Source organism: Gaoshiqia sp. US2 (assembly GCF_059705485.1).
Genome location: NZ_AP048550.1, coordinates 4,481,581 through 4,494,912, shown reverse-complemented (window position 1 = coordinate 4,494,912; position 13,332 = coordinate 4,481,581). Strand labels below are relative to the sequence as shown.

Sequence of the window (13,332 nt, the reverse complement as noted above, 5' to 3'; positions counted from 1 at the left end):
AGGCGGGGTGATAGCGGTCTGACAAGTCAGACCGCGTGCCCATTTTCCTGCGAGTCTGAGAGGATTTCTCATCTAAACCCCGCCCGACCACATACAAGTGACCGTTACCAATAATTTTAAGAGGATGCGAAATTACTACCTAATAATCACATTGACAGCAATTTCATTCTGCTCTTATGGACAGAATAGCAAAACTGACACAGACAAAATTGTAAAATATTTTGAGTGGACGGGAAAAATTGAATACCTCAAAGAGCCAGAATATAATCGAACAATATTGGCTGACTATGAGAAGAATAGAGATAGTCTTTTTTTGCAGGATTTTATAGCAATGTATTATGACAGCGTGAAACTATACGATGAGTTCCCTTTCCAGCCCAAAGACCTTGTGAAATATCTCTATGCAATCGACATTAATGGTGACAATTTGTTAGACGTTTTTTATCAAGGACCATCAGGAGGAGAACCCAACATTACCCAGATATTTTTAAATCAAGGAGTCCGTTATAAAAAAGTATTTACAGGTTATCAGGACATTGTGAATATGACATTTGAAAAAAACAAGTTGGTTTCGTTCAGGCTCTATAATCCAGGCTGTTGTGCAGACCCTCAAATCCTTGAGTACAATTATGAGATTAGGTATAACAAAAATGAGCCAAAATTTATTTTGAGCGCGACATCAGGTTTTTTGTATTTGACAGAGAAAGCTGAGAATACATTTAACCCGACTTGGGAATTTGCGATAACTGTTGACAAATCGAATCTTCGCAAAGAGTGCTATTTCTTTGATGATGTAGAACACCCTGTAAATGGTAGTAGAGGAAACATAACTGCAACATTTACGAGAGGAGCAAAAGGCAAAGCTCTTGGCTTTAAAAAAGTTCAGGAGAATGAATGGATTTATGTTCTAATGGAACCAACATCAAAGATTGAGCATTGCGACTTTTCAAATTTCATGGCACAACCGACTCATATCTATGGATGGATATTAAAGAATGACACAAACTTGAAATGAAAACTATTGGTAATCGAGTAGACTGCCCCGCCAGTAATTAGCTGACGGGGAGAGCCTCTCACACCACTGTACGTACGGGTCTCGTATACAGCGGTTCATTAAGATATGGGGCAACTTTCTCGTAATACGTAAGCAACGCTTGATAACCTCTTTTTCGCAATCGCTCCAGGGTAATGGTCGTTCCCAGAATCGGGCTTTGGGCAATAGCCCATCCCCCCATTCGCGAACGGCTCCATTGGTAGGCCTGTTCGGGTGAAACACCCAACCGGATCAGGTTCTTTCGTTTCCGTTCCGGCTTTTTCCAATGATGCCAGATACAGTACCGCAGGCGATTCCTCAGCCACCCGTCGATATCCTTCAGTTTGACCTGGATACTGGCCATCCGGAAGTAATTAAGCCAACCCTGGGAGACTTCTTTGAGCTTTTGGATGCGCTCGTCGAAGCTCATCGGGGTGGTTTTTCGGGTGATCGTTTTCAGCTTTTCTTTGAGTGATTTCCAACTCTTTTCGCTTGCAACCAGTTGGTATTTGCCTTTCTCCCCTTTTCGGTAAGTGGGTACGAATCCGTAGCCCAAAACCTTGAAGTTGACCGGACGGCGGATGCCGCTTTTCTCCCGGTTGATGGGCAGTTTCAGCTTATCCTTTAGAAACAGGAAAATGCTGTTGCCAATCTTGCAGGCTGCCGTTTTACTGTTGGTGTACACACTAAAATCATCGGCATAGCGCACATAGCGAAATCCTTGCTTTTCCAGTTCTTTGTCCAACTCATTGAGCATGATGTTGGACAGCAGCGGGCTAAGCGGGCTTCCCTGTGGCACGCCTTTACGACGCTTGACCAAGTTGCCGTTGATTTGAATCGGCGCTCTCAGCCATTTGCGGATCAGCCGTAGCGTGAGCGGGCATTTGACCTTCCTGTAGATCAATTGCAGTAAAATACAGTGGTCTACTTCATCGAAGAAGCTTTTCAGGTCGATATCAACAATATGCTGATAGCCCGAGTTGATGTATTCCTGCGCTTTTAACACGGCCTGCCGGGCATTGCGGTTAGGCCGGAAACCATAGCTGTAATCTTCAAACTCCATCTCAAATTTGATGGCTAAAACCTGACCAACGGCTTGTTGAAGCATCCGGTCGGTTACGGTAGGTACGCCCAACAGGCGGACTTTACCGTTGCTTTTGGGGATTTCCACCCCTCGAATGGCTTGTGGTTGGTACTTCCCTTGCCGGATTTCGGATTCTATCTGCTCCCTGTTAGTGGTCAGGTGGGCATATAGTTCCTTCACCGGCATACCATCAACGCCTGCCGAACCTTTGTTCGACACCACCTGACGGTAAGCACGCATCATATTCCTCCGGTTGAGTACCTGTTCAATCATTCCCGTTTTCGTTTTATTCGGTTGCCCTGTTCCGCTTAAGACAGGGCTGGCAATGCCTCCCTGACGAATTTGGAACATCTTAATGTTCGGCCCTTCACTACCTCGGTGAGTCCTCCGATTCATTCATCGGCTCGTTACCGGCAGCTACTATGTCCTCTGCTGACTTCTCACTCCGGCCAACACGTGGTTAGTGAGATCTCCCCTGGTAAAAGCTTTTCCCTTCCTCCAATGCCTGCCTGATCTACTATAAAACGATTTTGGCGTTCGTCGGACGTTACAATGATGTGCTTGCTTATCCTCGTTTAATAGCCTCGTATCAGATTCCTGTTCGTCAGTACCGGATTTTGCCGTTTGGCTTCCTTCAGTGCATTCCTCACGGAAAACCACCTTGCCACTTGCTAATACTTCCGGGCGTTACCCCAGCGTATAAGGGATTTACACCCTTTGGAAAAATACACACTTGTTATTTGCTACTATGTAAAGTTTATTTGTATTTTTAAACTTTTTCCAGAGCTTACAACAAGTGTGCGCGCTGCTTATGCAGGGCGCACACAGCTAGTTAATTGCAGTTGGGTTGATGACGTATTTGGAGTTCTTAACACTTTTTGGCAGCTTTACTACCGTGGGACAAGTAAGCAGTTTCAAACTCCCAACCGCAACCAACTAGCAACCGTTATGGGCAAGTTTAAAGAAAAACACAACGGATTGACACAGACAAGAGAACCACCGACTTTTGACTCTTCTTGAAATTTAAATTGATTGACAGAAAGTATTTTATAAAATTAGTGGAGTTCAGCGACCACTCTAAAAAACGAGGTGAATCCGAAAAACCTTACGAGTAGGAAACTTTAAAGGATAAAAAAATGAAGAAAATTATCTTAACAATCACATCAATTCTAACATTGACTATTTTGATTACAGGTTGCGCAACACTTTTTGCGCCAAAAACTCATCCACTTGCAGTTAGTTCAGAACCTCACGGTGCAGAAGTATATGTAAACGGATTTAAAATGGGAACGACACCCGTAGAATTAAGTTTAAAGGCTGACAAATCCTATACTATTGAATTCAGGAAGGATGGTTATGAATCTGTTACAAGAGTTGTAAATACAAAAGTTGGTGCTGGTTGGATAGTATTGGACGTTTTAGGTGGATTTATTCCAGTAATTATAGATGCAGCGACAGGTGCTTGGAATAAATTAGATCAAGATGCGGTTAATGCTGCACTTATTCAACAGAACAAATAAAACCAGCCCATAATCGAGTAGACGGCTCCGCCAGTAATTAGCTGACGGAGTGCGCCTCTCACACCACCGTGCGTACGGGTCTCGTACACGGCGGTTCATCAGGTATCAACACTATCGCTCTTTACACCAATAGTACCTCTGTCTTTGTTTAGGATAAGGCTGGCAAACTCGAAGTTTGGACCTCCTTATCGAATTCGAGACAACCCAACGTTCAGTCCTTCACTATCTGGTGAGACCTCCACGGTTTCTATTCGTGGCTCGTTACCGATAGCTACTATGTCCGGCAGCTGCCGGATGACTTCTCACCACAGCCAACACGTGGACGGTGAGATCTCCCCTGGTAAAAGCTTTTCCCTTCCTCCAATGCCTGCGTGATCTACATAGTGACCCTTTTGGTATTCTTGGGGCGTTACAATGATGTGCTTGCTTACCCGAATAACTATGCCTCATATCACGTTTCTGTTCGTCAGTACCGGATTTTGCCGTTTGACTTCCTTCACTGCTGCCGTCGCCAGCAACCAGCTTGTCACTTGCTAATACTTCCGGGCGTTACCCCAGCGTATAGGGACTTACACCCTTTGGAAAAATACACACTTGTTATTTCGCTACTATGTAAAGTTTATTTGTATTTTTAAACTTTTTCAACAGCTTACAACAAGTGTGCGCGCTGCTTATGCAGGGCGCACACACGCGGTATAAAAAATTGCCGAGGCAGTAGGTTATTCAAGGGTTGTAGCCCGCTTCAACTTTCGTGTAACTTGACAGGAAATCGCCTGCAATCGGCAACTTTTCATACCGCCACCGTTACAGGCAATTTAAATAGACGACCAACACTATTACAAATATTGAATGTCAAAAAAAAACAAAATTGATGCTGCTGGTTCTGCAACAAATGCAGGAATTGACTATCAACAGAGAGTTGGAGCTTGGTTTTTAACATCTCATTACACAGGATTCAACATTAATAAAACTGTTGATATTGAAAAGGACTTGATTATTAAATCAATTCACTTTGAAACTATTGACAACGTTGATGATATTCGGATAGACTGCGAGGAGGCTACGATTTATTGCCAAGTTAAAAGAAAAATTTCAAGCCTTTCTTCATCTGCTAAATCTGATTTTATAAAAGCCATCAAGCAGTTTGTGGTCGATTTTATAGAGAATTATTCTGTAGACAAAAATTATGTGTTAATTACAACATCAGACAGCACATCAAAAGCCAAGAAGGACTTGAAAAAAATTCTGACTTCAATTCGGCTTAATGACACTAATTTTCAAGATAATCCATTAAATAAATCAGAAGAAAATACCTTTAAATTTTTCCGAACCCAATTTTATCATTTATATAACGGAATTGCGGGAGTTGAGACAAATGAATCAAACTTCATTAGATTTTGCAAGCAGGTATATATATCAATCATAGATTTAGAAGAAGGCAGTTCTAATATTAATGCTGCATTAATGCTTTTAAAAAGCAAAGGATTTCCACGACCAGAACTTATATGGAAAATGCTTGTAGCTAATTGCTTAACATACGCATCGAAAAGACAGTCAATTGATGGTTCTCAAATTAATGCTTTATTAAAACAATATAGCTCAGAATCTAATAATGATGTCAGTAGAAAATTTGATGAGAATTTTGCCTGTGGTAAAGATATCTTATTAATAAAGTCCTTTGTAGAAAATGCTGATTTTCTAATTGTTGAACTTTTTCGATTTGACGATGTAGGTAATCCCAAGCAAAATTACCGTGATTCAAAATTAGTTATTGAAAGAGAAGAAGAAACGATAGAATGGAATGTAGTATTTCGGTGTTCTACAATAACTGGAATGATGAGATATTTAGATGAAAATCGGAATCTTTATAATGATAAAGTAATTGCAGTTTTAGAAGCTCACCCTGAAATAGATGAAGTAGAAGATTTACCTCATGTTATTGCCTTCAAGGAAAAAAACAAACCAATTTTAAGTCAGAATATGACGAAATGGAGTTGTTTGCACTGCGATATGAGTATTAGTTCTGACGAAGCTTATCTAGTTGAAATTGATGAGTTTGGATATAAACATTCCTTAGGTCCAATACATAAAGAATGTAGAAGAAATTTAGATAGGGTAATTGGACTTACTGGGTTAAAAGAACCTTTGCCAAATTCTAAACTAAAGAATTTTGATTTTAAGAAATGGGTCTCACTAATAACCAAAGGACAAGGACAGATTACTGCTATTAAAAACATGAACTATGATGGAAAAAGACCTGTAATTAGTTACAATTTTGAAAGAGAAATCAATGAAGGCGCATATTGTATTCGAGTTACTTTAGAAGATAAAAATTACACATATTTATACTGTGGTCATGAAATTGAACGATATTCCAAAGAAGAAGGTGAGCATATGCTATCACATTTAAATAGTGAATTGAACAGTTCAAAAAAAGACCCGATTTTCGCAACTAGCATAAATTTTAATAGAGGCAAATACTCTGAACTAACCAAGAGAAAAAAAACTAACGAGAAATTAATTAAGGTTGTTAAATATGACTTAATTAAATACAGTGCGATGTTGTCAAAAATTAATGAAATAACTGAATTTGACTATGCCCCAATTTGCTTGCTCTATGATTTTGAAACAAAAAGCCCAATAAATCTAGACAATTTTGTTCCACTAATAACAGACCCTCTAAGATTTGACAATCTTTATGAAAATTGGCAATTAGCAGGATTTGATTTTAAAGAATGTGAACTAAAGATAATCGATAATGATAAAGATTTTGGTTTACACCTTTTGCGTTTTTTTGAAAATGGACATAATGTAGTAATTGACCCTGAATTTGACTTAGAAAAAAATTTAGTAAATGGTTTTCCTGTAGTTAAGCATCAAGATTTTATAGAACAAAAGCGAGAACAAGCACAAACGGAAGAATTCCAAAGTATTGAGGAGCCAAGATTCTTCAAAGGCGATAAAGTTAAAATTGTATTTCCTGACATGAATCAAGAGAAATTTCCCGAGGGCGTTCTGTTAGAAGATGAAATGGAGAATAAAGAAGGAGAAAGATTTGTTGTGTTTCAACCTGTTGAGAATGGAGAACCTTTAGAATTAATGTATTCTATGCCATCAAAATTAATTAGAAAAATATAAAAACTGCCTGTAATCGAGTAGACGGCTCCGCCAGTAATTAGCTGACGGAGTGCGCCTCTCACACCACCGTGCGTACGGGTCTCGTACACGGCGGTTCATCAGGTATCAACACTATCGCTCTTTACACCAATAGTACCTCTGTCTTTGTTTAGGATAAGGCTGGCAAACTCGAAGTTTGGACCTCCTTATCGAATTCGAGACAACCCAACGTTCAGTCCTTCACTATCTGGTGAGACCTCCACGGTTTCTATTCGTGGCTCGTTACCGATAGCTACTATGTCCGGCAGCTGCCGGATGACTTCTCACCACAGCCAACACGTGGACGGTGAGATCTCCCCTGGTAAAAGCTTTTCCCTTCCTCCAATGCCTGCGTGATCTACATAGTGACCCTTTTGGTATTCTTGGGGCGTTACAATGATGTGCTTGCTTACCCGAATAACTATGCCTCATATCACGTTTCTGTTCGTCAGTACCGGATTTTGCCGTTTGACTTCCTTCACTGCTGCCGTCGCCAGCAACCAGCTTGTCACTTGCTAATGCTTCCGGGCGTTACCCCAGCGTATAGGGACTTACACCCTTTGGAAAAATACACACTTGTTATTTCGCTACTATGTAAAGTTTATTTGTATTTTTAAACTTTTTCAACAGCTTACAACAAGTGTGCGCGCTGCTTATGCAGGGCGCACATCGAGTAGACGGCTCCGCCAGTAATTAGCTGACGGAGTGCGCCTCTCACACCACCGTGCGTACGGGTCTCGTACACGGCGGTTCATCAGGTATCAACACTATCGCTCTTTACACCAATAGTACCTCTGTCTTTGTTTAGGATAAGGCTGGCAAACTCGAAGTTTGGACCTCCTTATCGAATTCGAGACAACCCAACGTTCAGTCCTTCACTATCTGGTGAGACCTCCACGGTTTCTATTCGTGGCTCGTTACCGATAGCTACTATGTCCGGCAGCTGCCGGATGACTTCTCACCACAGCCAACACGTGGACGGTGAGATCTCCCCTGGTAAAAGCTTTTCCCTTCCTCCAATGCCTGCGTGATCTACATAGTGACCCTTTTGGTATTCTTGGGACGTTACAATGATGTGCTTGCTTATCCTCGTTTAATAGCCTCGTATCAGATTCCTGTTCGTCAGTACCGGATTTTGCCGTTTGGCTTCCTTCAGTGCATTCCTCACGGAAAACCACCTTGCCACTTGCTAATACTTCCGGGCGTTACCCCAGCGTATAAGGGATTTACACCCTTTGGAAAAATACACACTTGTTATTTGCTATTATGTAAAGTTTATTTGTATTTTTAAACTTTTTCCAGAGCTTACAACAAGTGTGCGCGCTGCTTATGCAGGGCGCACACATCGCATATACCTAATGGCGGTTTTACTGCACTTTGCAAGGCTTTTCGCCCGCTCAAACTTTACCACGGTTTGACGGTTGAATCGTCCGCAATCCGCCACTAGGCATATGCGTAACGTTGGGCGTAAGTTTAGGAGCGGCAACGATGTAACAAAATCCGTTTAATTTTGTAGATTTGTCAAAAAAAAAGACTGATTTCTTGAAAATAGAACAAAACATATCAAGATTAAAATACCTGCTGACATTATATAAAATGACAGTAGACGAGTTACTTATGCTTATCAATGAAGGACTAAAAACCCCATTGAACAAAGAAGATGTTTTGTCAACAGAAATTAAAGTAAATATCCTAAAGAGGATTGACAAGGTTTTTAATAAAGGACTTCACTTTTATTTAGACCCAAAATCACCGGAAGTATCTCAAGATGCGAGTATATTTTTTAGAAAGACAAAGTTTGGGACAGACCTTAATATTGGTGCCAAAAAAATAGTTAATCAGTTTGAAGAATTCAAAATTTCACTTTCTGCAATTTCAAAATTAGCCGAACTGAATATTGAACGGTCGTTACCTGTTTTTACATTAAGTCAAGACCCGAAAACAGTAGCCAAAGAAATACGAAAAGAGTTATATCCCGACTTTAATCCAATTCCAAAGGAATTCCTTAGAGGTCTAATTTCGACTTTTGCCGAAAACAATATTCTTGTATTTGAGTTTGTTGAAACATGGAACAAGAAAGAAAAAGCCAACATCGATGGTTTCTTTTTAACTCCAAATGTTATTGTTCTTAAAAGGCAACAGACCTCATTTAGGAGAGAAATATTTACTCTTATTCACGAATTGGGACATTACTTAATTAACGAAGAAGAAATTGAGCAATTAGATATTTCAAATTTTGGTAATAATAAACTATCAGCTATTGAAAGATGGTGTAATGATTTCGCCTACCATTTTCTTGCAGGAGAATTTGATAAAGCTTTTGAAAATATAGAAACAGCAGAAGGCAATAATGATTATCACTTTGATTTAATTGAAAGTATTTCAAAAGAAACACACCTTAGCCAGATTGCTTTATTTACAAAGCTTTTATATCAGAAGAAAATTAGTCAAAACAATTATAATTCTATTAAAGCTGACTTTGACGAGCAGTATAGAATTAGGCAGGAAGAACAAAATAAACAAAAGGAGTTGGATAAAATTCTTGGAATTCAAAAGGGTGGCTCAACGCCAAAACCGATGAATTCACCATTATTAATCTCAACTATTCAGACTGCATTCTATGAGGGTGTTATTAACGAATACGATGTTTGCAAAACTTTAAATATTTCACCTGACAAATTAGAAAAGTATTTACAATGAAAGTAGTAATCGACACAAATTCGCTTCTGTCGTTGGTTCGTTACTACTTACCGTTCGACAAAAAAAGGGTTCTTTATCAGTTCTTTAAAAAGAAAATCGAAAAAGGTGAAATTATTATAATTGACAAAGTGCTTGAAGAGTGTACTTACAATTCTAAAGGTATTGTGTTATCGACTCTAAATTACTTGAATGATAAGGAATTTCATAAATCAGCAAAAGTTCCATTCAAGACCGATTCATTATTAGCACCATCGCCAGCTAAATTTCTTAGACAGGTAGAGAGTCAATTTGTAAATACTATTGTCAGAAAACAGAGAAAACTTACAGATACTGAATTTGAAAACCAAAAAAACACATTCCTCAATAATGCTGATATGAAGCAAATCATACTTTGCTTAAATTTGCAAAAGGAAGGAGAAAAAGTTGTTTTAGTCACTGAAGAGACTGAAAGTAGCAATGATAATAAACTTTTTAAAAAGATTCCAGCAATCTGCAAAGAACTTAATATTGACACTTTAACTTTACCTGAATTATTAGAAAAATATGACGGTATTGATATTGACTTTCAATAAAAACCTACGCCCAATCGAGTAGACTGCCCCGCCAGTAATTAGCTGACGGGGAGAGCCTCTCACACCACTGTACGTACGGGTCTCGTATACAGCGGTTTCCGGCAACTGCCGGATAAGGCAACTTTCTCGTAATACGTAAGCAACGCTTGATAACCTCTTTTTCGCAATCGCTCCAGGGTAATGGTCGTTCCCAGAATCGGGCTTTGGGCAATAGCCCATCCCCCCATTCGCGAACGGCTCCATTGGTAGGCCTGTTCGGGTGAAACACCCAACCGGATCAGGTTCTTTCGTTTCCGTTCCGGCTTTTTCCAATGATGCCAGATACAGTACCGCAGGCGATTCCTCAGCCACCCGTCGATATCCTTCAGTTTGACCTGGATACTGGCCATCCGGAAGTAATTAAGCCAACCCTGGGAGACTTCTTTGAGCTTTTGGATGCGCTCGTCGAAGCTCATCGGGGTGGTTTTTCGGGTGATCGTTTTCAGCTTTTCTTTGAGTGATTTCCAACTCTTTTCGCTTGCAACCAGTTGGTATTTGCCTTTCTCCCCTTTTCGGTAAGTGGGTACGAATCCGTAGCCCAAAACCTTGAAGTTGACCGGACGGCGGATGCCGCTTTTCTCCCGGTTGATGGGCAGTTTCAGCTTATCCTTTAGAAACAGGAAAATGCTGTTGCCAATCTTGCAGGCTGCCGTTTTACTGTTGGTGTACACACTAAAATCATCGGCATAGCGCACATAGCGAAATCCTTGCTTTTCCAGTTCTTTGTCCAACTCATTGAGCATGATGTTGGACAACAGCGGGCTAAGCGGGCTTCCCTGTGGCACACCTTTTCTGCGTTTGACAAGTTTCCCGTTAATTTGAATCGGCGCTCTCAGCCATTTGCGGATCAGCCGTAGCGTGAGCGGGCATTTGACCTTCCTGTAGATCAATTGCAGTAAAATACAGTGGTCTACTTCATCGAAGAAGCTTTTCAGGTCGATATCAACAATATGCTGATAGCCCGAGTTGATGTATTCCTGCGCTTTTAACACGGCCTGCCGGGCATTGCGGTTAGGCCGGAAACCATAGCTGTAATCTTCAAACTCCATCTCAAATTTGATGGCTAAAACCTGACCAACGGCTTGTTGAAGCATCCGGTCGGTTACGGTAGGTACGCCCAACAGGCGAACTTTACCGTTGCTTTTGGGGATTTCCACCCCTTAATGGCTTGTGGTTGGTACTTCCCTTGCCGGATTTCGGATTCTATCTGCTCCCTGTTAGTGGTCAGGTGGGCATATAGTTCCTTCACCGGCATACCATCAACGCCTGCCGAACCTTTGTTCGACACCACCTGACGGTAAGCACGCATCATATTCCTCCGGTTGAGTACCTGTTCAATCATTCCCGTTTTCGTTTTATTCGGTTGCCCTGTTCCGCTTAAGACAGGGCTGGCAATGCCTCCCTGACGAATTTGGAACATCTTAATGTTCGGCCCTTCACGACCTCGGTGAGTCCTCCGATTCATTCATCGGCTCGTTACCGGCAGCTACTATGTCCGGCAGCTGCCGGATGACTTCTCACCACAGCCAACACGTGGACGGTGAGATCTCCCCTGGTAAAAGCTTTTCCCTTCCTCCAATGCCTGCGTGATCTACATAGTGACCCTTTTGGTATTCTTGGGGCGTTACAATGATGTGCTTGCTTACCCGAATAACTATGCCTCATATCACGTTTCTGTTCGTCAGTACCGGATTTTGCCGTTTGACTTCCTTCACTGCTGCCGTCGCCAGCAACCAGCTTGTCACTTGCTAATACTTCCGGGCGTTACCCCAGCGTATAGGGACTTACACCCTTTGGAAAAATACACACTTGTTATTTCGCTACTATGTAAAGTTTATTTGTATTTTTAAACTTTTTCAACAGCTTACAACAAGTGTGCGCGCTGCTTATGCAGGGCGCACACACGTGGTATAAAAAATTGCCGTTGCAGTGCAGGTCTATAGGTTTTCGATTCTATAAAAGTGCTGTGTAGCTTGATAAGGAAGTGCTTCGAAATCGGCAACTTTTCATACCACCACCGTTGTGTGCAATGCTAAGAGAACAATAACAGCCTGATAAACATGGGATTTAAAATCGAACTAGATAAGCGAGGATATGTAAAGAAAAGAGAGAGCTTTGACCTTGAGTTTAAACAAAACTTTCAGGGCGGAGACAATCTATTAAAATATATAAAATCTCTTGTTGGAATGGCTAATAACAAAGGTGGTTCAATTATTTATGGAATTAAAGATAAACCTCATGAACCCCTTGGAATGACAAATACAAAATATAGAGATACAGACCCTGCTTCGATTGATAGGCTTATTAGAGAATATTTTTCGCAGGAATTAATTTGGAGTTCCGAGATTATTGAATTTAACAGTAAAGAATTTGCAGAAATAACTGTAAAAGAGATTGAAAATAAACCAATTATATGCAAAAAGAATAAGGATGGCATTGTTAGAGAGGGAGCCATTTACTACAGATATAGAGCAGAAACAAAGGAAATTGAATATGCAGAACTAAAAGGCATCCTTGATAAAGAAAAAGAAAAGGAAAAGCTTCTGTGGATGCAACATATTCAAAAAATATCAATGATTGGACCACAAAATGTAAACCTCTTTGACACATACAAAGGCGAGATTTCTGTGGGTAATGGTAAAATCCTATTGGACAAATCAATTATTGATAAAATCAAATTTATTAAAGAAGGAAAATTCGTTGAAAAAGAAGGTGAAGGGATTCCAACATTAAGATTAGTTGGAGAAATTGAAGGTTTAATTGAACCTGAAATTTCAATACCATCAGACAGTTTATATCCATTGTTTACCAGGGACTTAACAGAACGATTGGAGCTAAATAATCATGAGATAAAGTGTGTTCTCGCTAAATTGAATGTTAAAGGAAATGCTAAATTTCATACGGAAATAAAATCTGGAAAAAATTCTAATTCTTTGCACAAATATTCAGAATCTTTAATTCCTTTGATAAAGAGAATGTTGAACAGGGATAAATTTTTAGAAACATGTTTATCTGATTATAGAGAATCAACCAAAAACAAGAGAAAAGATAAAGCACATGCACACAATCGAGTAGACGGCTCCGCCAGTAATTAGCTGACGGAGTGCGCCTCTCACACCACCGTGCGTACGGGTCTCGTACACGGCGGTTCATCAGGTATCAACACTATCGCTCTTTACACCAATAGTACCTCTGTCTTTGTTTAGGATAAGGCTGGCAAACTCGAAG

Annotated in this window: 9 protein-coding genes; 6 read left to right on the top strand and 3 right to left on the bottom strand. The window is 40.4% G+C overall.

Annotated elements, in window-relative coordinates; genetic code table 11:
• The first annotated feature begins 124 nt into the window (after positions 1–124).
• Positions 125–1,015 (top strand): hypothetical protein, encoded by an 891-nt coding sequence (locus tag AC6H3C_RS17725; protein ID WP_497516760.1) that lies wholly within the window; start codon positions 125–127, stop codon positions 1,013–1,015.
• A 58-nt stretch (positions 1,016–1,073) separates the two neighbouring features.
• Here AC6H3C_RS17725 and ltrA (AC6H3C_RS17720) read toward each other — a convergent pair whose 3' ends face one another.
• The gene (gene ltrA / locus AC6H3C_RS17720; RefSeq protein ID WP_497515882.1) at positions 1,074–2,468 is read right to left on the bottom strand and encodes a group II intron reverse transcriptase/maturase; all 1,395 of its coding nucleotides are present in this window, start codon (positions 2,466–2,468) and stop codon (positions 1,074–1,076) included.
• 785 nt (positions 2,469–3,253) lie between these two features.
• Here ltrA (AC6H3C_RS17720) and AC6H3C_RS17715 point away from each other — a divergent pair.
• The 4 genes from AC6H3C_RS17715 to AC6H3C_RS17700 all read left to right on the top strand — a co-directional run bounded on the left by AC6H3C_RS17715 (position 3,254) and on the right by AC6H3C_RS17700 (position 10,065).
• Positions 3,254–3,637, top strand: coding sequence for a PEGA domain-containing protein (locus AC6H3C_RS17715; protein WP_497516759.1), 384 nt, complete (start codon positions 3,254–3,256; stop codon positions 3,635–3,637).
• 849 nt (positions 3,638–4,486) lie between these two features.
• Positions 4,487–6,775 carry a hypothetical protein gene (locus tag AC6H3C_RS17710; RefSeq protein ID WP_497516758.1) on the top strand — a complete coding sequence of 763 codons (2,289 nt, stop codon included), beginning with the start codon at positions 4,487–4,489 and terminating at the stop codon, positions 6,773–6,775.
• Positions 6,776–8,335: 1,560 nt separating this feature from the next.
• Positions 8,336–9,493, top strand: a complete 1,158-nt coding sequence (locus AC6H3C_RS17705) for an ImmA/IrrE family metallo-endopeptidase (RefSeq protein ID WP_497516757.1) — start codon at positions 8,336–8,338, stop codon at positions 9,491–9,493.
• Positions 9,490–10,065 (top strand): DUF4411 family protein, encoded by a 576-nt coding sequence (locus AC6H3C_RS17700; protein WP_497516755.1) that lies wholly within the window; start codon positions 9,490–9,492, stop codon positions 10,063–10,065. The genes AC6H3C_RS17705 and AC6H3C_RS17700 overlap by 4 nt, the downstream gene beginning before the upstream one ends.
• A 59-nt stretch (positions 10,066–10,124) precedes the next feature.
• Here AC6H3C_RS17700 and ltrA (AC6H3C_RS17695) read toward each other — a convergent pair whose 3' ends face one another.
• Positions 10,125–11,261: a group II intron reverse transcriptase/maturase gene (gene ltrA, locus AC6H3C_RS17695; protein ID WP_497516754.1), complete on the bottom strand. Its 1,137-nt coding sequence runs from the start codon at positions 11,259–11,261 to the stop codon at positions 10,125–10,127.
• Positions 11,207–11,524 (bottom strand): hypothetical protein, encoded by a 318-nt coding sequence (locus AC6H3C_RS17690; RefSeq protein WP_497516752.1) that lies wholly within the window; start codon positions 11,522–11,524, stop codon positions 11,207–11,209. Before AC6H3C_RS17690 ends, ltrA (AC6H3C_RS17695) begins: the two co-directional genes overlap by 55 nt.
• 640 nt (positions 11,525–12,164) lie before the next feature.
• Here AC6H3C_RS17690 and AC6H3C_RS17685 point away from each other — a divergent pair.
• On the top strand, positions 12,165–13,199 hold the full coding sequence (locus AC6H3C_RS17685; protein ID WP_497516750.1) for an AlbA family DNA-binding domain-containing protein: 1,035 nt from the start codon (positions 12,165–12,167) through the stop codon (positions 13,197–13,199).
• The last annotated feature ends 133 nt before the right edge of the window (positions 13,200–13,332 follow it).